This is a genomic window from Chitinophaga sp. sic0106 (assembly GCF_019219075.1).
Taxonomy (GTDB): domain Bacteria; phylum Bacteroidota; class Bacteroidia; order Chitinophagales; family Chitinophagaceae; genus Chitinophaga.
Genome location: NZ_JAHUWJ010000025.1, coordinates 44,694 through 70,258, shown reverse-complemented (window position 1 = coordinate 70,258; position 25,565 = coordinate 44,694). Strand labels below are relative to the sequence as shown.

The window sequence follows — 25,565 nt, the reverse complement described above, 5'->3', positions numbered from 1 at the left end:
TTTTTGACTATTTTCACGGAATTTTCAAATTATGTCATTAGAACATCATAAAGACGCCAGATTACGTTACCAGCAGCAGGTGGATAACTCGCGCGACTATGTGATCCCTTTCATTCAGCAGGAATTCCCGGAGCTAAAGGGCCTGCGGGTAATGGAAGTGGGTTGCGGAGAGGGCGGAGTACTTACACCGTTCCTGGAGATGGGTTGCCAATGCGTTGGTGTAGACCTGGTTCCGTACAGGATTGAGCTGGCTACCAGCTTCCTGGAATCTTATGTCGCCAGCGGGCAACTGAAGCTCATAGCCAAAAACATTTATGATGTTGATTTTTTAGGAGAGTTCCGTAACTCTTTTGATATTATCATCCTCAAAGATGCGATTGAGCACATTCCTGACCAGGAGAAAATCATTGGTCATATGAAGCAGCTGCTGAGTCCTAACGGGCAGATATATTTCGGGTTTCCACCCTGGTATATGCCTCATGGCGGACATCAGCAGATTTGCAGAAATAAATTCCTGAGCATGGTGCCTTACATCCATTTGCTGCCAAGGCCGCTCTACAGGGGCGTTTTAAAAGCTTTCGGTGAAAAGCAGGATGTCATCATTGACCTGATGGAAGTAAAAGATACCGGGATTTCTATCGAACGTTTTGAGCGCTTCGTGAAGCGTCAGGGATATGATATTTCCCAGCGCAGGTTTTACCTGATCAATCCAATTTACAAGTATAAATTTGGGGTGAGCGCGAAGAAACAACTCGGACCTATTGCCGCCATACCTTATTTCAGGGATTTCCTGACTACCTGTGTGTATTACATGATTAAGCCACGATAATTCTTATCAGGAGTTTACAGGACCAAGGTGTTGTAAACTCCTGATATTTCCCCTCGCCGATGGCGAGGGGAAATATCAGGAAAATAAAGTTAGCTATTCCAAATTTCCCACGCTGCCTCCGCCTGCAATATCAACATTTCATGCCCATTCTTGATGGCAGCGCCTTTTTCTTCTCCCAATTGTAAAAACCTGGTCACTGGCGGGTTATATACCAGGTCGTACAGCAGGTGCTGACTACCGATGAACTCATAAGGAATTGGCGGCTGGGCATCTACATTCGGGTACATTCCCAACGGGGTGGTGTTTATAATCAGGGTGTTTTGTTCTATTATTTTTTTATCGAGAGATGTATAGGCCACGGTTGCTTCACTGGCCGTGCGGCTCACCACTGTATACGATATCTGCAGTTCACGCAGGGCATACATAACAGCCTTGGCAGCACCACCTGTACCCAGTACGAGTGCGTGGGTATGCTGTGGTTGCAGCAATGGCTTCAGTGAGTTGGTAAACCCGATTACATCTGTATTGTAGCCTATTTTCTTACCTTCTTCCAAACGGATGCAGTTTACAGCGCCAATAGCACGGGCAGCATCGCTTAAATCGTCCAGGAAAGGGATCACTACTTCTTTATAGGGAATGGTTACATTCAGTCCGCAAAGGTCCTCCTGCTGATGAAACAAGGTGGGGAAGGTGGCAATATCCGCGATGGGAAAGTTTTCGTATACACAGTCTGCGATGGCTTCTTTCTTAAACTTCTCTGCAAAATATCCTTTGGAGAAAGAATGACTGAGGGGGTAGCCTATAAGACCATATGTTTTCATGCAGATATTAGTTGATAGGTTTATAAAGACGTAGGGATTTTGTGATGCACAAAATCCCTACTATAATTTGCTGATACTAAATCAGGAGATCATTATTCCTTGTCGAGGAACAGGTGGAAGGTATCTCCACGCAGTCCTACGCGCATAGCTTCCAGGGAGATCACCTCATGGGGAGCCAGGTTACCGAGGTTGGCGTTGCAGCCTACCAATTCCAGGAAGTAAAGCTGTTGTGCTTTTTGTGGTGCTTCCCAGATAATTTTTTCAGCTGGGATCTGTGTCAGGATTTCCTGCACCAGCCCTTCGCGCACCTCACCTGAGCCGCGATAGATACCTACGTTGCCGCTTTCGCGTGCTTCAGCGATTACGTAAGTGGCACCGGCCGACAATTCAGCGCTCATCAGTTCGATCCATTTGTATGGAGGAATGATGTGTTCTGCGTCTTTGGAACCTACTTCGCTCAATACGAGCCCCAGTTTTGCCAGTTTTTCGATATAGCCGCATTTTTCAGCGTGAGGGATGATGATAGAACCATCAGATACCTCCATGTAGGAGATGCCATAATCCTGAACGGTTCTTACATATTCTTCGAACTGATTACGAATCAGGAAAGCTTCAAACAGGGTACCGCCAAAATACACAGGGATGTTGGCAGCCTGGTACAACTCAATTTTCTGGCGCAGGTTAGGGGTAACGAACGAGGTACCAAAACCTAACTTAACGATATCAACGTGTGGCGACGCCGCGGATAAAAAATTACGTGCTTCTTCCAAACTAAGCCCCTTATCCATGACCATAGTGAGTCCATGTTGCCGAGGTTTCTGAGTCCTTTCCGGGATTTGTGTCAGATTAAAATTCATTTAGTAATATTTTTATCATCTTAATGGTCATTAAAACACTCAACTAACTTAGCCAGGCACTATGGGATAGCTTAGCGGGCAATTTTAGTAACCGGAAATAGTATTGTTTTTAACCATGACAATTAAAAACCGGCGCAAAAATAAGAAGTATACTTTATTTTAAAAGGAAATAACATTGGTTAACGTTTCCTACGGTACTGTGCAATCATGTCGACCACACTCACATGCTGTAAAATAGCGGGATCCAGCTCTACTAATTTTTTCACGGCCTTGGCATTTTGTTGCAGTGCTGTTTCCAGGTGCAGCAGCCCCTCCTTGGTTTTACCCATGGTGATGAGGATGGCAGCACGGTAGTACTGGAACACCGGCTTGCGGCCTGCTTTCTCTTCTGCGGCATTCAGCTGTACGAGGGCTTCTTCCAGGAATCCGCCTATATAAAGGCCTCTGATCAGCTCCTGCCAGGTGGATACGCTCTTAGGACGGGTTCGCACGGCATTCATGAAAAAAGCCAGCGCTTCCTTGCATTTATCCATTTCGAGCAGGCACTCGCCCATACTCATATTATATTCAGCACTGTTCTTATTGATTTTCAATGCATTTTGAAGAGATTTAACGGCATTGGGCCAGTTTGCCTCCATCATGTAAGCTACTGCTATTTTATAGTAGAGCTTGTCATCATTGGGGCTCAGATGGGATGCTTTACGGTAATAATACCTTGCCTGGGTGTATTTGCGCTGGCGCTCATAACAATGGCCAATAGCCTCATAAATCACATCTTCCGGCTTTGCTATTTCCAGGTGCTTGGACAGGACCTCGATTGCTTCTGCGTATTTACGCAGGCGGATGTAGGCATCGCCAAGGTTACGGTATGCATAATCAAATTTCTCATCAATGACCAGCGCATACTGGTAGGCATCGATGGATTTTTCATAGAGCTTAAGCCCCTGATAGGCTGTACCCAGGTTGAACCAGGCCAGGTGATTATAGGGACTCTCGTCGATTATCCAGGTATGCAGGCGGATACTTTCCTCATTGCGACCTGTGAACTCCGTCCAAAAGCAGATTTTATGCAAGGCTTCCTCGTTGTTCGGATCATGTTCCAGCGCCATTTTCAGGCAATCGAACACTTTTTCAAATTCTTCCCAGTCGTCATACACATCTGCCAGTTCCAGCAATAACTCGGTGCGGTCGTCCCCGTCGAACTGGTCAATCTGCTCTTTGAGCACAGCAGCGGCTTTCTGGTGCTGGTTGAGCGCCAGGTAAACGTCTGTTTGCAGGATGTAGAGATTGATATCAGTTTTATCAAGAACGGCTGCTTTTTCAAGCATATCGAGCGCTTCCGGGTATTTTTTCGTCTCGATAAGTAAGCTGGCCTTTTTTAACAGGAGTGCGGCGGAAAAGGGAAATTGTTCTATGGCTATTTCAGCGGCCTGCAATGCTATGGGCATTTCATCATGCTCGTCGTAATAGTCTATGATCTGCTCAAATGAATCTTCGTCCAAAAAAGAATGAGACTTACCAGCTCTGAGGTTTTCAAACTGCTGCAATAAATCTCTCAGATCATCAAAATCCTCGTTTAAAAATGAAAAGTCTTTACTCATTACTGTAAATATAAACAATTTCCGTATCCGCCAAAAAGCAGTGACGCTAAACTATTTATAAATTTTTTAACATTTTGTTAAGGTTTCCTCTTTCAGACCGTTAAAAATTTGTTATATAATTAAGAGAAGTTGTTGTATCTTTGTAATGCAATGAAAACGAAAACTAACATATTAAGGGTCTTTTCATTGTCTTGCATGTTGGCAAGCGCTATGGCGCTATTCGCTGTTGAAGCCATGGCAAATAATAGCTTTTTGCCCAACGATAACAAAGACAAGGTGAAAAAGACGGAGAACAACCGCTTTGTCCTGAACACGGCAATGCCCAAGACTAATTTGGGCCTGGATGCCAGTTACCGTAACTCAGGTGCATTTAGTTCTGACTTTAAGTTTACCAAAACCGACAACGTTGAGTCTGTAAACTTTCAGCAGGTGATGACTTATACAAAAGGTAATGTCACCTACGTGGTACCTTACAGTGTACAAGTGCAGCAACAAATGCCTGGTAACCTCAATTTCCAGCGCTTGCAGATCATTCTGCCGCTTAAAAAAGGTTGATAACGTTTCTTCAGTACAATATCATAAGGCTGGTCGGTTGACCGGCCTTTTTTTTTCTTAAATGGAGATACAGGAGGCCTGTCACTTATGGAAGATCCCGATAACGTTTATTGGTATTGCCATCTTTGTTTTACAATCAGTAAAGATTCAGACCGGTAATTATCTCCCTTCCTGTTCAAAAACAAAATGCCGGCCCATCCGGGACCGGCACCAATAACATATCATCTGTTCACTTAATTCATATTCTTCAGCTCCTGCTGACTCACCTCCTTATACCCACTCCTCGGCACATCAAAATACGACGCCGGCACTGGAATCAACTCCACCTTAGTAGCCGTAACGGTGATGGTGGACCCCGTTTTTGTATGAATTTCGTATTCCAGTACCAACCCCTTCAAATTAGTAAAACGTTGGTTATAGAGCCTGTTTTCGGGCACTAAATCGGGCGTATAATAAAGTACATAGGTTTTACCATCCGGCATGGTCGCCAGCGCCTTTTTGCAGGTATAGCCGGCGATTTCCTTTTTTTCCGCCTGATCTGCGAATTTAGTACCCTCGTATTGCTTCATATCCTTATCAAACTGCTCCTTGCTGTTGCGGATAAGGTACCTGGACCCATGCTGGTCAATCAGCGTGGTCATTGTTCTTTCCCGGCTGTTGATCAGGTAAACGTAGTTAACGATGTTAAAATTAATTTCTACCCTGCTCAGGTAACTCCTCATGTAAATAGTTAAACTGCTGTTTTGCAGCATAGCATCGGTTTGCGCCATTTCTGGCGGCAAATCCATCCTGTAGGTGATTTTGGCATCTGATATCGTACGTTGCGCCATTGCGCTAACGCTGATCCACAGGCATAAAAACGTTGTTAAAAACCGGTGTGACATAGTATGGTCGTTTTTCATCGGTAGCGTTCAACCACTGCTACCAGGTCAGCTTTTCCTTGTTTAAAAAGGCTGCAATACCACGCTTGCAATCCGCATGGCCACGGGTGGCCGCATTCTGCTGCGCTGCATATTCCAGGCTGTCCGGTAAGGTATGGTCCAACACTGTGCCAATCAATTTTTTGGTCACTTTAAGGGAATTGGCCGAAGCCTCGTTACACAAGCCCATAGCCACTTTAGCCACATATTCCTGTATCTCTCCTGCAGGTACCACCGCAGTAATCAGGTTGGCCGCCGCCGCTTCTGCCGCTGATATTAATTTGCCAGTCAGCAGCAACTCCTTCGCACGCCCCTCTCCGATCTTGCGCACCAGGAAAACTGCTACCAGCGCAGGAATAAAACCAATCTTCACCTCCGTATACCCCATCTTCGCTTCAGGCACCACATAACTCAGGTCACATACGGTTACCAACCCACTGCCACCTGCTATGGCATGGCCTTCTACCTGGGCTATCACTATCTTGTCAAGTTCGTAAATCTCCCTAAATAAAGACATCAGTTCACGGGAGTCAGCCAGATTTTCTGCATAGGTATTTTGCTGCAACTGCTGCAGGTAGTCAAGGTCCGCACCGGCACAAAAAGCCTCGCCTTCTCCCTTTAAAATAATCACCTTTACCTGCTCATCATGGCCGGCCTGTGCAAATGCCTGCCGCAACTCCGCTACCAGCGCCCCATTCAGCGCATTGCGCTTGTCGGTACGGTTCAGCGAAATCGTGGCTATCCTTTCGGCCACCGTATACAGTAAGAACGAATAAGCCATGTGTCAATGTTTAGTTGCACCCTCCGGGAAACTGAAAAGGTGTAACGGGATATTGAACTCCCGTTACACCTTTCCCTATTCTCACCGTGAGAGTGACAGCAATGTAAGAAAAAAACCTTAATCCGTACTCAATTGAAGCTCACAGCAGTGACTATACGATTATTATCGGATCGCCTCTTCAATCACATGTCCTACGTTACCGCTGGGCATCTGGATCTGCAGCAGGGCGGCAATGGTAGGTGCAATATCAGTCATACCTACGGTACGGTTAGATTTACCAGTACGCACGCCCCAGCCCATCCAAACCAGTGGAATATGTGCATCGTACGGATACCATAAACCGTGTGTGGTACCGGTTTTGCCACCGTCGATATAGCCCGGTGTCAGTATCACCTGAATATCGCCGCTACGCTTGGCGTTCAGGCCATTGGTAAACATATTGCGCATCACAGAAGGCAGGATAACATCATCCAGATCCTTCAGAGCAAAAGCATTAGCGATGGCCGGAGATTTCATCAGGCGGGAAATAATAAATGCTTCCACATCCGATTCGCTTTTACCAGCAGCCTCAATGGCAGCATGATTCAACCAGAACTGATAGTTTTCCACCGCACGTATCGCCCCTTTAATACCAAATTTAGCATTCACTTCCTCGTTAACGGACGCCATAGCCGCATTATCATTCCACAGACCACCCGGGAGTTTGTTTTCTTCCATAAAGCCCGGCACATGGGCTACACCATGGTCAGCTGTGATAAAAAACAGGTAATTACCTTTACCCACTTTAGCATCCAGGTATTGGAAGAAAGTAGCCAGATCCTGGTCCAGGCGCAGGTAAGTATCCTCAATTTCAATACTGTTAGGGCCAAACTGGTGACCCACATAGTCGGTTGACGACAGGCTGATAGCCAGGAAATCCGTTACTGATCCCTGTCCCAGCTGGTTAGCTTCCATCGCTTTCTTCGCAAACTCCAGGGTCATGGTATTGCCGTAAGGAGTAGCAGCAATCGCTGAATTCGCAATACCGCTCAGTTCATGTGGGAAAGAGCTGTTAGTAGCATTTTTATACCTGCCTTCATACGGCTTTTCGTCGGTGGTGCTCAGTTTGTAGGAAGCACGCGGATACATAGGTGTCCAGGCTTTTGCCAGGTATTGCTGTGGTAATTTTTCGTTGTTGAAATCTGTGGCCCACTGCGGCAACTCCTTCATGTAATAAGTGCTGGTTACCCAGTTGCCGGTGGTACCATCGTACCAATAGGCGGCATTGGCACTGTGGCCGGCAGGCAGGATAGCACCGCGATCTTTGATGGCTACGCCAATCACTTTACTCTGAAAGTTGTTGGACAGGCGCAGTTCATCCCCAATGGTGGTCACCAGCATATTGCGGGGACTCATTTTACCGGCGTTGGAAGTGCTGCCCACGGTTGTCACCGTCGAATCTTCCGCACAATACACGGAACGGTTCAGGTCAGGACTAAACCAGCTGTTACCGATGATACCGTGGATGGCAGGAACGGAACCCGTATATACACAGGTATGGCCGCAGGCCGTAATGGTGGGTGTATAATTAATTAACGTATTTTCGCAGGAGAATCCTTCGTGGAGTAATCTATTAAAACCACCGGCGCCGTACCTGCTGCCATAGCGGTAGAGGTAATCCCAGCGCATCTGATCAACCACCATTCCCACCACCAATTTGGGTCTAGCGGCAGTTTTAACATTTTTTTTAGTGCTCACATGATTAAATGGTTTCGGCGAAGTGGCCTTCTGGGCATAAGCTGTGGTAACCGCCAATAGCAACAGGCAGGATAAATGGTAAAATCGTTTCATCAAATTTAACTTATTTTGTATATGACTAAAATCCAAGATTGTAATGGTTTGGCGCGATTTTTTTATTAGTCGGCTGGTATTTACAAATCGAACTCAAGTTTACAAAAACTAATATTTTAATACCTTTGTGTCCGTTTTTAATAAAGGTAATTAACCATTTCATAATATAGCATATGGATATTTTCGAGAAACTGCTGAAACATATGGGCCCTATTGGGGAACATTCAGACAGAGCCCATGGCTATTTCGCATTCCCTAAACTGGAAGGAGAAATAGGTCCCCGCATGAATTTCCGGGGCAAAGAGAAAATTGTATGGAGCCTGAACAACTATCTGGGACTGGCCAACCACCCGGAAGTACGTGCCGCTGATGCACAGGCTGCCGCTGAATTTGGATTAGCTACTCCAATGGGAGCGCGCATGATGACTGGTAACACCAATTACCACGAGCAACTGGAGAAAGAGCTTTCCGACTACATGGGTAAAGAAGATACTACGCTGGTAAACTATGGTTACCAGGGTTTTATGAGTGCCATTGATGCTATATGTAACCGCCGCGACATCATCGTTTACGATGCGGAAGCACACGCCTGCCTGATCGACGGGCTGCGTTTGCACCAGGGTCACCGTTATGTGTTTAAACACAACGATATCGAAGACCTGGAAAAACAACTGAAACGTGCTACTGAACTGGCTAAAACTTCCGGTGGTGGTATCCTCGTTATCACAGAAGGCGTATTTGGTATGGCCGGTGATCAGGGTAAACTGAAAGAAATTGCTGCACTGAAAGATAAATTTGAATTCCGCCTGATGGTAGACGATGCGCATGGCTTCGGTACCATGGGTGCTACTGGTGCCGGTACCGGTGAAGAACAGGGTGTGCAGGATAAAATTGACCTGCTGTTCAACACTTTTGCTAAATCCGGTGCTTCTATCGGTGGTTTCATCAGCGGTGATAAGGCCATCATCAACTACCTGCGCTATAACATGCGCTCCCAGATCTTTGCAAAATCACTCCCACTGCCTATCGTTATCGGTCACCTGAAACGTGTGCAGCTGATGCGCAAACACCCTGAGTTTAAAGCAAAACTCTGGGATAACGTACGTAAACTCCAGCAGGGTCTGAAAGACAGAGGCTTCAATATCGGCAGCACCAATTCTCCGGTTACGCCTATCTACCTGCAGGGTGATATTCCTGAGGCTACTGCTATGTGCCTGGATCTGCGCGAAAACTACAATATCTTCTGTTCTATCGTGGTATACCCGGTTATCCCTAAAGGACAGATCATTTACCGCATCATCCCTACTGCAGCACATAACGATGAAGATATCGAACTGACACTGAAGGCTTTCAGCGAAACCAAAGCGAAACTGGATGCTAAAGTGTATGAGGTGGCAGAAATTCCAATGGTGTAATTTCCTACTGAATATTTTTACGAAACCGCCCTTGTACCTCCGGTACAGGGGCGGTTTCGTTTTAGCCTATGCCGCATCTGTATAATGGAAATCTGAAGGCTTTCTGTTTAGGCAGACATAACCGATGCCTTCCTCAGTTCCTGGTAAACACAAAAAGGGCCGCGCCTTGTGCGCAGCCCTTACAACAAATCGTTCTTTCACTAGGTGTAAAGTTCACTTGTTTTCATTAGGACATGGTAGAGAACTGGTCTTCATAGAAAGTTAGAATCTATTGATTCCAAATTATTTATATCGTGATGATTTCTATAATTCAGAAATCATTCGCATTTGATTCTATTCAAAAATAGACTTCTCCTGCAAAGATTTTATAACACTAACGTGGTATTTTGTTAACGGCTTGTTAAAAACACTTACTGCTATAATAAATCAGTGACTCACCATTTTCACAATAATTTTCCGCATTGCGTAAATGAAAAAAGCAGGACTGTTCTACCTTTGCATCGCAAGAAAAAAAGTGGCTCAGAAAAGTATCAGGTCCCTCATTGTTAAAATATAACAACGATTCCTAATAGCACATTCGTGCCTGCCGGTTTTTTATTGATAAGGAAGACAACTAAATAAGGCTTGAAAAAGATCTGGAGTAAGCAAATGTTTATAGTGCACCGCCTGGCCGGCCTCGTTGCAGGCCTCCTGCTCCTGCTCATCAGTATTACCGGCTCCATGCTGGTATTCAACGATGAGCTGGACGAGGCATTGTACCATCATAACTACCACATCTCTCCTGCTAATCAATACCTTCCGCTGCAACAACAATTCCAGGCGGTACGCAACCGCCTCCTGCCGGAGCACCCCTACCTGATGGTAACGCACCTGCCGCAATCGCCCGCAGAAACCACCATCATCCGCGCGGAATACAATGCAGAGAAAAAAGTATACTTCTTCCTAAACCCCTATACAGCCCAAATAGTGGCCCAAAGAGGAAATACGGACTATTTCATGGGCAAGGTGCTGTTCTTCCATTTTTCCCTGCTTTCCGGCAAAACAGGCGCACAAATCATACTGGTTACCGCCATACTCCTGGCTATTTCCCTGCTTACCGGTACCTGGATCTACCGCCACGCCTTCGGCAAAGTCCTCACTTTCAGGGTAAAACTGGAATGGAGCCACCACAACCGCCGCTGGCGCAACCTGCACCGCATCCTGGGCGTATGGGCCATCCTGTTTAACCTTGTGATGGTGATCACCGGCATCATCATGGTGCAAAAGGTGATTGACTCCCGCAAAGGCAAGCTGGCCCCCACTAAAGAAATACCCACCCACCTGGATTACGATCAGCTGGTAACCACCGCCCGCAAAGCTATACCCGGCCTCACGGTAATGGGTATACGCCCGCCCAAAAAGGCTGATGCGCCGGTCCGCATCCTCGGCCATGCCGGCGAAAGTCGCATCTGGGGCGAATCCGGCTCATCTGTTTATTTCGACAACAAAACCGGTGAAGTACAAAAAATCGCCGCCATCCATAATGCTAAGTTTACTGACAAATTCGCCGCTATCGTACCACAACTACATTTCGGCAACTACGGCGGCCTTCCGCTGAAAATCATCTGGTCCTTGTTTGGACTCGCCCCCGGACTGCTCTCCTTATCAGGTTTCCTGATATGGTACCGCCGCAAATTTATTATCACATCACAACGGAAAACCCTGCAAAAAGGGTAATTAACTGGAATACAAATGAAAAGGATCATTTCTTTTAGCATAGCACTATTACTCACGACCTTACAACTCGCTGCACAAAATATCACCGGAAAAATCCAGGACAGCACCAGCAATGCCGTACCCGGACTCCGTATATACCTGGCCGGCACCCAGAAACACGCCATCACCACGGCCGACGGCACCTTCACCATCCGTGACGTGAAGCCAGGCAGCTACAAACTGATCGCTACCGGTATCGGCTATACGACCATTGAAAAAGAAGTTGAACTGAAAAACGATAATATTACCGTCAACTTCCAGGTCGACAATGCCAAAGTAGGCCTTGGGGAAGTAGTGGTAACCGCCGGTCGTAATAAGGAAACCATCGGGACAGTGCCTAGCTCCATCACCATCATCACTGCCAAACAACTGCAGGAACAAAGCGCCATCACCACAGATATTAACCAGTTGCTGGGCCTCAATGTACCAGGCCTTACCCTGGGAACCAACACGGCCACTAAAAAGGGGGAAACCCTCCGGGGCCGCAGCATGCTCATCATGATTGACGGCATCCCTCAATCCACGCCCCTCCGCAATGGCGATAAAGACATGCGCAGCATCGACGTATCCGTCATCGAAAGAGTGGAAATCATCAAAGGAGCCACCGCCATCTATGGCAATGGCGCCGATGGTGGCATCATCAACTTCATCACTAAAAAAGCAACCACAGATAAAAAAATCAGCGGCAGCACCGATGTAAGCACCGCCGGATCGCTTACCAACGCTGCCAATAGCCTGGGCGGCCGCGTATCACAAACACTCAGTGGCACCCTCCATAAATTCGATTATGTGGTAAGCGGTACCTACGAGCAAACCGGTGTCTACAAAGACGCTAAAGGCGAAGTGATCGCGCCTTTTCAATCCCTCGCTCAAAACGAGAACATCAATGCATTTGCCAAAGTAGGCTATAACATCAACGATAACAACCGTATTGAAGTGATGTATAACTACTACCGCACCATGCAAAACTCGACCTATATCAACTCTGGCGGTAAGTTTGGTGAAAGCCCAATCATCGGGGTATTGGGTACTCTGCCAGGTGCGAAACAAGGTACGCCCTATAACCACAACGCCTATCTTACGTACACCAACAAACACCTCTTCAGAAATACCTCCCTGGATGTGAATATCTACTACCAGGACTTTTATACCATCTTTGAATATTCTGACTTCTACGAAGGCGGTGGTAACTCTGCCATCACCTCCCGAAAAAAAGGTATTCGCGCCAATTTCAATACCCTGTTGAATATCAGTCCTAACCTGAATGGTGATATCACCTACGGTGTGGACGTACTCAACGACGTAACCGAACAACCATTGGTAGACGGACGCAGGTTTGTTCCTAAAATGGATATGAAAAACTATGCGCCGTATGCACAGCTGAAGGCCTATATCTTCAAGGATTTCCTGCTGAAGGCTGGCGCGCGCTACGAAAACGTTTCACTCGACATTCCTGATTTCACTACCATTAAATTCGGTAACTACGCCGGTGGCGTAAACGTGAAAGGTGGTAATCTCCCTTATGATGCGCTTACGTATAATGCAGGCCTGCGTTATACAAGGTTCGATTATTTCAACCCGTTCATCAGCTTCTCCCAGAGTTTTAGTTTGTACGACCTCGGACGCACCTTACGCCTGGCCAAAGATGTTCCGGGTGGCGCCAGTGTAAAAGGTTCCATCCAAACAGATGCGATCATCACCAACAACTACGAGGCGGGCTTCAACAGTAACATAGGGAAATTCAATGCCAGCGGCGCTTACTTTATCAGCACCTCCAACCTCGGTAGCAGTCTGGTGGATATCAACGGGGTAGCCACTCCTGAGCGTGCCCCTGAGCACATTACCGGTTTTGAATTCACAGCCGGTTACCAGTTCCTGCCTAACCTGACGGTAAATGCTTCCTACTCTCATGTGGAGGGCAAAAAAGAAACGGCTACCGGGAAGGTATACCTGCCTGGAAGTCGCATCACGCCTGATAAAGCAACGGTAAACGTAAACTACTCGCCGATCCGTGAAAAACTGGATCTGGGCGTGTATTATATCTACAGCGGCACCCGCCGGCGCTTCACTACAAATGCTAAAGGCGATTGGGACCTCGGTACCGGCCCTGTAAGCAGTTTCAACCTGGTAAACCTGTATACAGCTTTTCACTTCAACAAGGCTACTACTTTGCGTTTAGGAGTGGATAACCTGCTGAATGCTGACTACTACCCGGTACTGGCGCAGTCCCGTGTGGTAACCGACAGCTACATAAAAGGTACCGGCGCGAGATTCAACCTCGGTCTTAATTACAGGTTCTAAATGAATCACGGTATAAACGAAAAGCCCATCGCAGTTGCGATGGGCTTTTTCGTTTATACCAGCTATTTTATTTCAGGTGTTCTTCTACTGCGGTGTTATAAATTCTTTTCCATTCGGCTACCTTACCCCACACCTCATTATCTACTACAATAGTATCTCCCTTTACCACGCCGATTTTCTCTGCGCGTATGGATATATCTGTAGCATCAATAATGGTATGAATCACCGCATCAAATTTCTCTTTATCCTCAGGACGAATGGATACAATCACGCGGCTCTGGCTTTCTCCGAAGAGGAAGGCATCCGTCCGGAAGTTATCGTTGGTACGAATCTCGAAGCCAAGACCGTTGGGAATGGCGCTTTCGAATACGGAGATAAAGAGGCCGCCTTCGCTCACATCGTGGGCTGACTGCAATACACCGGCTTTATTCAACTTGGACACTGCTCTTTGCAGGTGTAGTTCTTCTTCTATATTAAAGTGCGGCACCGGGCTGTATTCAATACCAATGATTTTGTGGAGATATTCAGAGCTGCTGATATCATTACGGCTGCGACCGAGCAGGTAGATCAGGTCGCCTTCCTGTTTAAAGCCCTGGGTAAGCAATGCCGCCTGGTTTTCCAGGATGCCCAGCATACCTATAACCGGTGTTGGGTAAATGGCACCATCGGGCGACTGATTATAGAAGCTGACATTGCCGCCGGTGATTGGCGTATTAAATTTTCTGCAGGCTTCCGTGATGCCTTTGAGGGCGTATACGAACTGGTAGTACACTTCCGGATCGTAGGGATTACCAAAGTTGAGGCAGTTGGAGATGGCCAGCGGTTCAGCGCCGGAGCACACAATGTTGCGTGCCGCTTCTGCTACAGCTATCTGAGCCCCCTGGTGCGGGTCCGCATAAACGTAGCGGCTGTTGCAGTCGGTAGTAACCGCCAGTGCCTTATCTGTACCCGGGAGTGGCACAATGGCCGCATCGCTTGGAGCCGTGGTGCCGCCATTGTACTGGTTATAGATCCAGCGTTTGGAGGCGATATTGGACTGTGCGATCATTCTTTCAGCTACAAACTGCGGATTATTTGTGTCCGGTATAAACTGAATATCGAAAGGTCGTATTTTTTCGAAGTAGGCAGGTACCGTATAGGCGCGGTGGTATTGCGGAGCGCCGCCACCTGGTACCAGTGAAGCTGCCGGCACATCGGCTTCCAGGGTTTCGTGGAGGTAGCATTTCAGGTTTTTATCCGCCGTAACATGGCCTATTTGCGCGCAATGCAGCTCCCATTTAGTAAAAATGTCGATTACTGTTTGCTCCTGGCCCTTTTTAACTACCATGAGCATACGTTCCTGGCTTTCACTGAGGAGGATTTCCCAGGCACGCATGTTAGGATGGCGGGCAGGCACCTTATCCAGCTGGAGGATCATACCATGTTCGCCTTTGGCGCTCATTTCAGCGGCACAGCAGGTAATGCCGGCAGCACCGATGTCCTGCATACCGATGAGCGCTTTGGTGGGCGCAACTTCCAGGCATGCTTCCAGGAGTTTTTTACCGAGGACCGGGTTACTTTGCTGTACTTCCGGCAGGTCTTCTGCACTATCTTCTGTGATATCTGCCGAGGCGAAAACGGCCCCTCCGATACCATCTTTGCCGGTCACGCCACCAACGATAAACACAGGGTTTCCATCTCCATAAGCAGTAGCAGAAATGGTTTGACCTGTTTTCACGACACCAACACTCATGACGTTTACCAGCGGATTGCTCTGGTAGTTACTCTCAAAATAGATTTCACCGCCGATGGCAGGTACGCCAAAATCTTTTCCATAGTGACTGATGCCAGCCGCTACTCCTTTTATAATGTCTTTGGATTTATTGTTGTTGAAGCTTCCGAAACGCAGGGAGTTCAGCAGGGCAATCGGGCGGGCGCCCATGGTAAATATATCGCGGTGAATGCCTCCTACGCCGGTAGCGGCACCCTGAAACGGCTCGATGGCGGAAGGGTGGTTATGCGATTCAATCTTGAATACTACGGCATTGCCTTCGCCGATGTCCACCAGGCCGGCATTCTCATCGCCGGCTTTCACGGGCAGGTGATCACCTTCTCGCGTAAGTGTCTTTAACCATACCAGGGAATTTTTATAACTGCAGTGTTCGCTCCACATGGCGGCATACATGCTTAGTTCTGTAAAGTTCGGGGATCGGCCTAACGTGGATTTAACTCTTTCAAACTCGTCAGCGGTAAGTCCCAGCTGTTCAGCAATTTCTACGGTAGTTTGCATACGAAAAAGGTATAAAACGAGTGAATAATGGGTATTACAAATTACATGATTTTCATACAACTGCCAAAGTGAAACATAGCTGTTTTGCGCACTTATTTCTGGTATGTCCTTGATTTGGAGCGAGCCGGCGGCTCGCTCCAAATCAAGGATCAAAGAGAGGGCCGAAGGCACTCTCTTTGATCCGAAGCAGCAAAATCCCATATGATCCATAATATACTTTTCTACCTCCTTTCCTGCTGAAACCTGCCATGGGTATGAGATAGAAATATTTTCTCATAAGATATGCAACCGCTTATTATATTAAATATTTTTTAATTTATCAGTTTCGCACTGCACAACCATCTTTTTTTTGACCAAATGGAAAAATAAGTAGCTTTTTTAGACTCAAAATGTAATTTTTTGGTTAAAGTGAACAATTTTATTGCATTTACCGGTGTTATTATGTTCTTTTGTGTAAAATTAATTACAGCATGCAATCGTTACGTTTTACCGCGCTGGAAGGATTAGCTGGCGTAGACTCCAAACTCACCGAACATAATGGCAAAATCACCGAAGTATTCGGTTCAAATGTATTTGCCGGCAGAATCGTACGTGAATATTTGAGCGACGAGGCTTATAAGAGCCTGATGAATTCCATTAAAAACGGCTCTAAGCTTGAGCGTAAAATGGCAGAACAGATTGCCTCCGGCATGAAAGCCTGGGCAATGAAAAAGGGTGTGACCCACTATACACACTGGTTCCAACCGCTGACTGGTACTACTGCAGAAAAACATGACTCTTTCTTCACACTGAAAAGCGATGGCTCTGCCCTCGAAACTTTTGACGGTGATGCCCTGGTACAACAGGAGCCAGATGCTTCCAGCTTCCCTAACGGTGGTCTGAGAGCAACTTTCGAAGCTCGTGGTTATACTGCCTGGGATCCTTCTTCTCCAGCTTTCATCCTGGAACAGGGTTATGGCAAAACACTTTGCATTCCTACAATTTTCGTTGCTTACACCGGTGAATCACTGGATTACAAAGCTCCTTTGCTGAAAGCACTCGCTGCAATCGACAAAGCTGCGGTAGATGTATGTAACTATTTTGATAAAAACGTTACCAAAGTTACTCCTACCCTCGGCTGGGAACAGGAATACTTCCTGGTAGACGAAAACCTCGCTAACGCTCGTCCTGACCTGATCATGACCGGTCGTACCGTTGTTGGTCACGCTCCATCTAAAGGTCAGCAGCTGGAAGACCACTACTTCGGTGCTATTCCTGAAAGAGCTTACGCTTACATGCGTGATTTCGAAGAAGAATCCTACAAACTGGGTATTCCTTTAAGAACACGTCACAACGAGGTAGCTCCTTCTCAGTTCGAGTGCGCTCCTATCTTCGAAGAATGTAACATCGCCGTGGATCATAACTCCCTGCTGATGGACGTAATGAATAAAGTGGCTAAACGTCACAAACTGAAAGTGTTACTGCACGAGAAACCATTTGCTGGTATCAACGGTTCCGGTAAACACAATAACTGGTCTATGGCTACCGATACCGGCGTTAACCTGCTGGCTCCTGGTAAAACTCCTAAGACCAACCTCATGTTCCTCACTTTCTTCGTGAACACGATCAAAGCGGTACATGACTACGCTGACCTGATGAGAGCGTCCATCGCTTCTCCATCTAACGACTTCCGTCTGGGTGCTAACGAAGCTCCTCCAGCCATCATCTCCGTATTCTCCGGTAAATATCTCTATGATGTACTGCAGGAAGTTAAATCCCGCGTAAACAACAAGTTCGACGAACAAGACGAAGCTATCCTGAAACTGGACCTGCACCGTCACATTCCAGAGCTGATGCTGGACAACACCGACCGTAACCGTACTTCTCCGTTCGCCTTCACCGGCAACAAGTTCGAGTTCCGCGCCGTAGGTTCTTCTGCAAACTGTGCTTCTGCAATGACCGTTCTGAACTCAATCGTGGCTAAAACACTGACTGATTTCAAATCTGAAGTAGATGGCCTGATCGAAAAAGGTGAGAAAAAAGAGATTGCAATTATGCAAACTCTTAGAAAATATATTGTAGATTCGGAAAGAATCCTGTTTGAAGGTGACGGCTACTCCGAAGAGTGGGAAAAAGAAGCTGAAAAAAGAGGTCTTGAAAATATCAAAACCACTCCTAAAGCACTCGACGCATTCGTTACGCCTAAAGCTACCAAACTGTTCACCGAAATCGGTGTTTACAACGAAAAAGAACTGCATGCTCGTCACGAAATCCTCCTGGAAGACTACGTGAAAAAAGTGCAGATCGAAGCTCGCGTTATCGGCGACCTCGCTACCAACAACATCCTGCCTTGCTCTATCAGCTACCTGAACGAGCTGATCTCCAACATCAAAGGCCTGAAAGAAATTGGTTTAGGTGAAGAGTCAGTGAAAGCGCAGAAACAAATCGCCGCAAAAATTTCTGAACATATTAATGTCATCAGTGAGAACGTACAGGCTATGATCGAGGCGCGTAAAGTTGCTAATAAACTTACCGACAGCCGCCAGAAAGCGATCGACTACTGTGAAAAAATCAAGCCTTACTTTGATGTGATCCGTTACCACTCCGATAAACTGGAGTTCCTGGTAGATGACAAGAAATGGGCATTGCCTAAATACAGAGAGCTGCTTTTCTTGCGATAAAACCGTAAGATTGTTTTGGTGTATGATTAGCCCCGGATTTTCATCCGGGGCTTTATTTTTTTTAGGGAGATGTCAATGCCTAGGACTGTCATGGCCCATCCTCCCACCCTGGGAGTGCTCGCCTTAACGAAATTTTAAAATATCTTAAATATTTCCCTTTTAAACCCCGGAACCACCTAAGCGTCTAATCCTAAAACAACCAATATGCTTAAGAACTTACTAATGATCTGCTTTATGGCTGCCGCTATTCCCGCCATGGCACAGGATTCCAGCAGGATTAAGCAATTAAACCTGACTTCAGAACAGCAAACAAAGCTGAAAGACATAAACAAATCCTTCATGCAGGATGCCCAACAGGTACGCAAGAACGAAAGTCTTTCCGCTGCCGACAAAAAATCCAAAATGCAGGAACTCAGCAATGCGAGGGAAGCAAAGGTAAAATCGGTGCTTACCCCCGACCAGGCTGCCAAATGGGAACAGCAACACACTGCCATGAAACATAAAATGGCGGATATGCACCAGAAAAACATGCATCGCAGCGACAGCACCAGGGGCAAAAAAGCGTTAGCTTCCCTGAATCTCTCGGACGACCAGACAGCCAAAATGCAGGCTATCCACAAGGATTTCAAGTCTAAAGCAAAAGCAATTAAACAAGACAGCACCGCTGCCAAACAAGATCAATTGGCTAAATTAAAATCCCTGCATCAGGAAAAAGATGCGCAGGTCAAATCTGTACTCTCCGCTGAACAATATCAGCAGTATCAGGCAATGGCTGATAACAAGGGAAAACATCACAAACCCGGCTATCGCAAAGGATCTAAGAAGGATTTTCAGAAAGACGACAAAGCAGCTGGTAACACGGCAAAGTAATTATTTAAGTTGCTATTCAATGGTCAATGGGTCGCCGTATGGCGACCCATTGGTTTTTACAGCCACCGGATATTCAGCACCCTCTATTTTATCCGTTGTTTCAAAGCATTCAATTCTCCTGCTTGCTGCATCAGGAGCTTATTTTGTTCAGATAGCCTTTCATTGAGCTGCAGGATGTACAATGTCAATTCCTCCACCTTTTTTACCAGAATGGTCTGATTCTCTCCTACATCCAGTTGGTTTTTTTCTATATCTGCTGCTGAAGGCATTTCCGGGAGATGTTTATGCTCCTTCAGATAAGCTGCCAGTTCTGTGAGTGTAGGCAGCTTATAAGTATCTTCAAATACATAATCAGCCCAGCCAGTAGCAGTAACTTTTACTTTTTGCGCGGTGATAGTACCTTTTACAGCTAGTTTGGAATCAGGAGCAGCAGTGCCTATACCCACATTTCCGCCTCCTGTAGCTATAATCACATTTCCGGAGGAAAACCTGTTAAGTCCTATAATTCTTTCTGTTCCCTGATCCGCTGATTCCAGGATCAGGTAGCCTTCGTTACTTCCTCGGATACGGCCCCCGTTGGTCCCCCCAAAGAAAGTCCAGTCGTTCCAGGAATTTCCAAGTATAGCCGCAGCTCTGACATCGTTTTCCAGAAATCCTACCGTTTTCACCTCCAGGCCGGCAGCCGGATTAGTGGTACCAATACCAACGTTCCCATTGTAGTTCAAACGCATTACCTCGGGTGTACCGTTGCCGGTTCTGGTGTAAAATCTGATGGAGGATAAACGTCCTGCTGCAACATCTCTGAAACTTTCAATACGACCAACTTCAGTTCCAGCCATTTTGAACTGGATGGTACCTGCCGGGAGTAGGTCATCATAAGTGTTGTGTAATAATAAACCGGGTGTACCATTCGTGATATCTAAGTTTGGTGTTTGAGCCTGGGACAACAAAGAGAACACGCACAGCAAAGGCAAGAGAAAAGATTTCATAAAACAAGAGATAATTATTATTGAATATTGACTGCCGATAATATAGGCAATAAAAAAAGCTCCTGACTATTAAATCAGGAGCTGGATAATTTAGTTGCTTTCCTTACTGCATCTTAAAAGACTCAATAAACTTAGTCGTAAAGTTACCTTTACGGAAGTCCTCGTTCTTCATCAGTTGCTGATGGAAAGGAATAGTAGTTTTAACACCTTCGATTACAAACTCGCTCAGTGCGCGCTCCATTGTATTGATCGCTTCTTCACGGGTTTGAGCCACCGCAATGATTTTAGCCACCATGGAATCATAGAAAGGAGGAATAACGTAACCGGCATAGATATGTGAATCCACACGTACACCATGACCGCCAGGAATATGCAGGGTAGTGATTCTTCCCGGAGACGGACGGAAGTCGTTGTACGGATCTTCCGCATTGATACGGCATTCGATCGCGTGCATCTGTGGTGTATAGTTTTTACCGGAGATAGGAATACCAGCTGCGATTTTGATTTGTTCTTTAATCAGATCGAAGTTGATTACTTCTTCGGTTACACAGTGTTCTACCTGGATACGGGTGTTCATTTCCATGAAGTAGAAGTTACGGTGTTTATCCACCAGGAACTCGATGGTACCAACGCTTTCGTAGTTGATAGCAGATGCAGCAGCAATAGCGGCAGCACCCATTTTCTCACGCAGTTCAGGCGTCATGAACGGAGAAGGTGATTCTTCTACCAGTTTCTGGTGACGGCGCTGAATAGAGCAATCCCTTTCAGAAAGGTGACATACTTTACCGTATTGGTCACCGGCTACCTGGATTTCAATGTGGCGAGGTTCCTCCACGAATTTCTCCATGTAGATACCGTCGTTGTTAAATGAAGCACGGGCTTCATTCTTAGCCATATTGTAAGCATTCTCCAGTTCACTTTCTACCCATACCACACGCATACCTTTACCACCACCACCGGCAGTAGCTTTCATGATTACAGGGTAGCCCATTTTATTTGCCAGCATTTTAGCTTCTGCAACATCTTTGAGCAATCCTTCTGAACCTGGAATTACAGGCACACCTGCAGCAATCATGGTTTCTTTGGCAGTCATTTTATCACCCATTTTACGGATCATCTCCGGTGTAGGGCCAATAAATTTAATGCCGTGCTCACCACAGATTTCAGCGAAACGGGCATTTTCAGCCAGGAAGCCATAACCAGGGTGGATAGCGTCAGCGTTGGTAATTTCCGCTGCTGCCATCAGGTGAGGGATATTCAGATACGACTCGCTGCTCTGTGGCTTTCCGATACAAACCGCCTCGTCTGCAAACTTCACGTGCAGGCTGTCTTTATCTGCTGTGGAATATACTGCCACCGTTTTAATACCCATTTCCTTACAGGTACGGATAATACGGAGGGCAATCTCTCCACGGTTAGCAATCAATATTTTTTTGAACATTGTTTTCCTGATAAGTTAAGAAAAGAGGATAGCCCCCAGCAATTAGCCTTTAGTTATGCAAAAGCTGCGAAAACTAAAGGCTAATGACCAAAGGCTACATGCAATTATGGTTCTACTAAGAATAAAGGCTGGTCGTATTCAACCGGAGAAGCGTCTTCTACAAGCACTTTCACGATTTTACCGCTTATTTCACTCTCAATTTCATTGAACAGTTTCATCGCTTCGATGATGCAAACCACTTTACCTGGCGCAACTTCATCACCTATGTTGACGAATGGTGGCTTATCAGGACCCGCAGAACGGTAGAAAGTACCGATCATTGGTGATTTAATGGTAATCAGGTTAGTTGCCGCCGCTGGCGCAGTTGCCGCTGGTGCAGCAGCCGGAGCAGCAGGTGCAGCTGCAGGAGCTACAGGTGCTACCGCCTGTACCTGTGCCACTGGCGCTGGTACCGCAATCACCTGTTGTACTTCGTTGTCTTTCTGTTTTATTGTAATCTTAAACTTGTCCTGCTCGATGCTCAGTTCACTGATATTTGATTTATTAATCATTTTTACCAGTTCCTGAATCTGTTTAAAGTCCATGTAGACAGCTTTTGGTTTAGAAATGTGATATAGTTAGTCTAGTTGTCTCTAGTCAATTATTTTACTCTCTCGATATATTCGCCGGTCTTGGTGTTTACACGGATCGTTTCTCCCTCATCTACAAACAGTGGCACCATCACGGTTGCACCGGTTTCAATAGTAGCAGGTTTCAATGTACGGGTAGCAGTATCGCCTTTAACGCCTGGTTCTGAATAAGTTACCAGCGCAACGATTTTGTCAGGCAGCTCCACCGCCATGTACTGGTCAGTTTCAGTGTTGATCTGTACTGATACTTCCTGGCCGTCTTTCAGGAACTGAGGAGCATCGATAGCCGATTCAGGCATCGCAATCTGCTCGAAAGTTTCGTTGTCCATGAAATTGTAACCTGTATCGTCTTTATATAAGAACTGGAAAGGTTTCTTCTCGATACGAACCGGATAAATGGTATCGCCGGAGTTCCAGGTATGCTCAATAGAACGTGTATTGTCAACGCCCTTTAATTTAGCCCAAACCTTTGCAGCTGCGCGCGCGGTTTTGTTCTGACCAAACTCTACAACAGAATATAAGCTGTTATCCAGCTTGATGATTAATCCTGTTCTGATATCTGCGGTGGTAGCCATAAAAGCTTACTATTTTTTAAGTTAAAAATTTATAAGGAATGCAAAAGTAAAAATTTTCGCATATGAACAATCAATTTCCTCCCAAAAATAGGCAGAATAGTCCCTTTTTGACCTATTTTTCTTCAATTTTATGCAAATAATGACATTAAAGGGGTAAATTGACCCCAAATTTCAAGAAAATCTGAACTATGCGTTATTTGTTTTTACTGCTGTGTGCCTGCATGCCATTGATGCTGAAAGCCCAGTTCAATACCGCCGCTGCCAATAATAAACCACCTTATCTTCAGTATCCGGTGAAGCCAGCATTTGAATTGACCCTTCCGGACGGCCATAAAATCACGAAAAATGACCTGAGAAAGGAAAAAACCATGGTGTTCGTATTCAGCGTTGACTGCGATCATTGCAAACACCTGACAGAAGAGGTGATCAAAAACATGGATAAATTCAAGAAATACCAGATCCTGATGGTCACTCCGTTTAATGTAGACCAGATGAAAGAGTACTATAAACAATATAATATTGCCAAATACCCAAACATTATCATGGCCAGCGAGCCTACCCGCCAGATCATGTACTTCTATGACCTGCATTTCTTCCCGGGCCTCTATATTTACAGCGCCAAAGATAAGTTTATCAAAGGTTATGAAGGATCTGCCAAAGTAGATTCCCTGCTGTATTATCTGAATAAATAATTTTTTTCGGGAGAGATATGGGGCCAACGGTATCCCATCTCTCCCGGAATGCTATAGTGCCGATGCCGCTCCAATTGCCCGGAACTTAACCCCACTGCCGACTTCCGACTCTATTCTCTCCCCATAAAATTAAAATCCCCTCCAAAACTCATTTGTTGAACCCAATTACGTAAATTCATCACCATAATATTTTTCGTTCACCTAAAAGCCATAGACAAGATGAAAGTTACAGTAGTAGGAGCCGGAAATGTGGGAGCCACCTGCGCCAACGTCCTTGCACACAGAGATTTTTTAACGGAGGTGGTTTTGCTTGATATCAAGGAGGGAACAGCAGAAGGGAAGGCACTGGACACGTGGCAGCAAGCTCCCATCGATTATTACAGCACAAAGGTAACCGGGGTTACCAACGACTACGCCAAAACCGCTAACAGCGACGTGGTAGTCATTACCTCCGGATTGCCCCGCAAACCCGGTATGAGCCGGGATGACCTGATTTCTACCAATGCCAACATTGTAAGATCAGTAACAGAAAACGTTACCAAACACTCACCAGATGCAGTGATCATCGTAGTCAGCAACCCGCTGGACGTGATGACCTATTGCGCCTACCTCACCGCTAAGAAAGACAGCAGCAAGGTTTTCGGAATGGCCGGTATCCTCGATACCGCCCGCTATCGCGCCTTCCTGGCCGAAGAAATCGGCTGCTCCCCTAAAGATATTCAGGCGATCCTCATGGGAGGCCATGGCGATACCATGGTGCCACTCCCAAGATACACCACCGTGGCAGGTATCCCCGTTACTGAGCTGGTAGCAAAAGATAAACTGGACGCTATCATCCAACGCACCAAAGTAGGTGGCGGCGAAATCGTAAACCTCCTCGGCACCTCCGCCTGGTACGCACCAGGTGCAGCCGCTGCCCAGATGGTAGAAGCCATCCTCAAAGATGAAAAACGCGTATTCCCCGTGTGCGCCTGGCTCACCGGCGAATATGGCCTCAAAGATATCTACCTCGGTGTACCCGTAGTACTGGGGAAAAAAGGCATCGAAAAAATTATAGAACTCCAGCTCAACGGCGAAGAAAAAGCCCTGCTGGAAACCTCCGCCCAACACGTGAAAGAAGTAATGGACGTGCTGGACAATATGAAGGAACAAAAAGTATAACAGTACTATTCCACCTGAAGTCTATAAAAGGATCGGCCGCATTCAATCAGCCGATCCTTTTTATTTTCAAGGCATTAAAACCTACAAGTGTTAATTACTGTTAAAAAAAGAATCGTATTTTCGTAATTATTCTGATACATCTTTTGTGCATATGTCTAACCTGGAAAAGTTAATCACTCAAAAATCCTTTCTCAACGAGTATCACAAAGGACTTGTAAGTCTGATTTTTGTGGGCAACTGGCTGACATCCCGCCACCAGCAATTTTTTAAGAAGTACGATATCACCATGCAGCAGTTTAATATCCTGCGCATACTTCGTGGCCAGCACCCGCAGGCAGCCAGCATCAATGTGCTGAAAGATCGCATGCTCGACAAAATGAGCGACGTTTCCCGGCTGGTGGAAAGGCTGCGCAAGGCAGATCTGGTAGTCCGCAAAAGCAGTGAACTCGACAGGCGCTCTGTAGACGTGCGTATCACGGATAAAGGCCTGGAGCTGCTCAGCAAAATTGATGATGATCTCGAAGAACTGGAAAATACGTTGAAAGGCCTCGATGAATCCGAAGCCGCTCAACTCAATCAGCTACTGGATAAGCTGCTGGACCGCTATTCCTGAG

General features: G+C 46.3%; 21 protein-coding genes. 10 read left to right on the top strand and 11 right to left on the bottom strand.

Annotated elements, in window-relative coordinates:
* Positions 1 to 31: 31 nt before the first annotated feature.
* Positions 32 to 829: a bifunctional 2-polyprenyl-6-hydroxyphenol methylase/3-demethylubiquinol 3-O-methyltransferase UbiG gene (locus KW844_RS26140; protein WP_218379721.1), complete on the top strand. Its 798-nt coding sequence runs from the start codon at positions 32 to 34 to the stop codon at positions 827 to 829.
* Between the two features lie 89 nt (positions 830 to 918).
* Here the strand turns inward: KW844_RS26140 and KW844_RS26135 are convergent, their stop codons facing one another.
* From KW844_RS26135 to KW844_RS26125, 3 genes are all read right to left on the bottom strand, one after another.
* The gene (locus tag KW844_RS26135; RefSeq protein WP_218379720.1) at positions 919 to 1,650 is read right to left on the bottom strand and encodes a shikimate dehydrogenase; all 732 of its coding nucleotides are present in this window, start codon (positions 1,648 to 1,650) and stop codon (positions 919 to 921) included.
* Between the two features lie 92 nt (positions 1,651 to 1,742).
* Positions 1,743 to 2,507: a phosphosulfolactate synthase gene (locus tag KW844_RS26130; protein ID WP_073083329.1), complete on the bottom strand. Its 765-nt coding sequence runs from the start codon at positions 2,505 to 2,507 to the stop codon at positions 1,743 to 1,745.
* A 179-nt stretch (positions 2,508 to 2,686) separates the two neighbouring features.
* Positions 2,687 to 4,108 (bottom strand): tetratricopeptide repeat protein, encoded by a 1,422-nt coding sequence (locus KW844_RS26125; protein ID WP_218379719.1) that lies wholly within the window; start codon positions 4,106 to 4,108, stop codon positions 2,687 to 2,689.
* A 195-nt stretch (positions 4,109 to 4,303) separates the two neighbouring features.
* Between KW844_RS26125 and KW844_RS26120 the strand changes: the two genes are divergently transcribed.
* Complete coding sequence (locus tag KW844_RS26120; RefSeq protein WP_218379718.1) at positions 4,304 to 4,663, top strand: hypothetical protein; 360 nt, start codon at positions 4,304 to 4,306, stop codon at positions 4,661 to 4,663.
* A gap of 233 nt (positions 4,664 to 4,896) precedes the next feature.
* Here KW844_RS26120 and KW844_RS26115 read toward each other — a convergent pair whose 3' ends face one another.
* The 3 genes from KW844_RS26115 to pafA all read right to left on the bottom strand — a co-directional run bounded on the left by KW844_RS26115 (position 4,897) and on the right by pafA (position 8,194).
* On the bottom strand, positions 4,897 to 5,547 hold the full coding sequence (locus KW844_RS26115; RefSeq protein ID WP_218379717.1) for a hypothetical protein: 651 nt from the start codon (positions 5,545 to 5,547) through the stop codon (positions 4,897 to 4,899).
* A 37-nt stretch (positions 5,548 to 5,584) separates the two neighbouring features.
* A complete protein-coding gene (locus KW844_RS26110) occupies positions 5,585 to 6,364 on the bottom strand; it encodes an enoyl-CoA hydratase/isomerase family protein (RefSeq protein ID WP_218379716.1) in 780 nt (259 codons plus the stop codon).
* Positions 6,365 to 6,526: 162 nt separating this feature from the next.
* On the bottom strand, positions 6,527 to 8,194 hold the full coding sequence (gene pafA, locus KW844_RS26105; RefSeq protein ID WP_218379715.1) for an alkaline phosphatase PafA: 1,668 nt from the start codon (positions 8,192 to 8,194) through the stop codon (positions 6,527 to 6,529).
* 173 nt (positions 8,195 to 8,367) lie between these two features.
* On the opposite strand from pafA, the gene KW844_RS26100 reads away from it, so the two are divergent.
* The 3 genes from KW844_RS26100 (at position 8,368) to KW844_RS26090 (ending at position 13,665) form a co-directional block, all read left to right on the top strand.
* Positions 8,368 to 9,609, top strand: coding sequence for a pyridoxal phosphate-dependent aminotransferase family protein (locus tag KW844_RS26100; protein WP_218379714.1), 1,242 nt, complete (start codon positions 8,368 to 8,370; stop codon positions 9,607 to 9,609).
* Positions 9,610 to 10,233: 624 nt separating this feature from the next.
* Entirely contained in the window at positions 10,234 to 11,325 is a 1,092-nt protein-coding gene (locus KW844_RS26095) for a PepSY domain-containing protein (protein WP_218379713.1), read from the top strand.
* A 15-nt stretch (positions 11,326 to 11,340) separates the two neighbouring features.
* Positions 11,341 to 13,665, top strand: a complete 2,325-nt coding sequence (locus KW844_RS26090) for a TonB-dependent receptor (protein WP_218379712.1) — start codon at positions 11,341 to 11,343, stop codon at positions 13,663 to 13,665.
* A gap of 67 nt (positions 13,666 to 13,732) precedes the next feature.
* On the opposite strand, the gene purL is transcribed toward KW844_RS26090, so the two are convergent.
* Positions 13,733 to 15,934, bottom strand: a complete 2,202-nt coding sequence (gene purL, locus KW844_RS26085) for a phosphoribosylformylglycinamidine synthase subunit PurL (RefSeq protein ID WP_218379711.1) — start codon at positions 15,932 to 15,934, stop codon at positions 13,733 to 13,735.
* Positions 15,935 to 16,404: 470 nt separating this feature from the next.
* Here purL and KW844_RS26080 point away from each other — a divergent pair, with 470 nt between their 5' ends.
* Together KW844_RS26080 and KW844_RS26075 are read left to right on the top strand one after the other, a co-directional pair.
* Entirely contained in the window at positions 16,405 to 18,594 is a 2,190-nt protein-coding gene (locus KW844_RS26080) for a glutamine synthetase III (protein ID WP_218379710.1), read from the top strand.
* Positions 18,595 to 18,798: 204 nt separating this feature from the next.
* Positions 18,799 to 19,464, top strand: a complete 666-nt coding sequence (locus KW844_RS26075; protein WP_218379709.1) for a hypothetical protein — start codon at positions 18,799 to 18,801, stop codon at positions 19,462 to 19,464.
* A gap of 83 nt (positions 19,465 to 19,547) precedes the next feature.
* Here the strand turns inward: KW844_RS26075 and KW844_RS26070 are convergent, their stop codons facing one another.
* From KW844_RS26070 to efp, 4 genes are all read right to left on the bottom strand, one after another.
* Positions 19,548 to 20,453, bottom strand: a complete 906-nt coding sequence (locus tag KW844_RS26070; protein ID WP_218379708.1) for a hypothetical protein — start codon at positions 20,451 to 20,453, stop codon at positions 19,548 to 19,550.
* Between the two features lie 103 nt (positions 20,454 to 20,556).
* Positions 20,557 to 21,894 (bottom strand): acetyl-CoA carboxylase biotin carboxylase subunit, encoded by a 1,338-nt coding sequence (gene accC, locus KW844_RS26065; protein ID WP_218379707.1) that lies wholly within the window; start codon positions 21,892 to 21,894, stop codon positions 20,557 to 20,559.
* Between the two features lie 104 nt (positions 21,895 to 21,998).
* Positions 21,999 to 22,478, bottom strand: a complete 480-nt coding sequence (gene accB / locus KW844_RS26060; RefSeq protein ID WP_218379706.1) for an acetyl-CoA carboxylase biotin carboxyl carrier protein — start codon at positions 22,476 to 22,478, stop codon at positions 21,999 to 22,001.
* Between the two features lie 56 nt (positions 22,479 to 22,534).
* Positions 22,535 to 23,098 carry an elongation factor P gene (gene efp / locus KW844_RS26055; RefSeq protein WP_218379705.1) on the bottom strand — a complete coding sequence of 188 codons (564 nt, stop codon included), beginning with the start codon at positions 23,096 to 23,098 and terminating at the stop codon, positions 22,535 to 22,537.
* A gap of 188 nt (positions 23,099 to 23,286) precedes the next feature.
* On the opposite strand from efp, the gene KW844_RS26050 reads away from it, so the two are divergent.
* From KW844_RS26050 to KW844_RS26040, 3 genes are all read left to right on the top strand, one after another.
* Positions 23,287 to 23,790 carry a peroxiredoxin gene (locus tag KW844_RS26050; RefSeq protein WP_218379704.1) on the top strand — a complete coding sequence of 168 codons (504 nt, stop codon included), beginning with the start codon at positions 23,287 to 23,289 and terminating at the stop codon, positions 23,788 to 23,790.
* A gap of 219 nt (positions 23,791 to 24,009) precedes the next feature.
* Positions 24,010 to 24,951 (top strand): malate dehydrogenase, encoded by a 942-nt coding sequence (gene mdh / locus KW844_RS26045; RefSeq protein WP_218379703.1) that lies wholly within the window; start codon positions 24,010 to 24,012, stop codon positions 24,949 to 24,951.
* A gap of 151 nt (positions 24,952 to 25,102) precedes the next feature.
* The gene (locus KW844_RS26040; RefSeq protein ID WP_218379702.1) at positions 25,103 to 25,564 is read left to right on the top strand and encodes a MarR family winged helix-turn-helix transcriptional regulator; all 462 of its coding nucleotides are present in this window, start codon (positions 25,103 to 25,105) and stop codon (positions 25,562 to 25,564) included.
* Position 25,565: the final 1 nt, after the last annotated feature.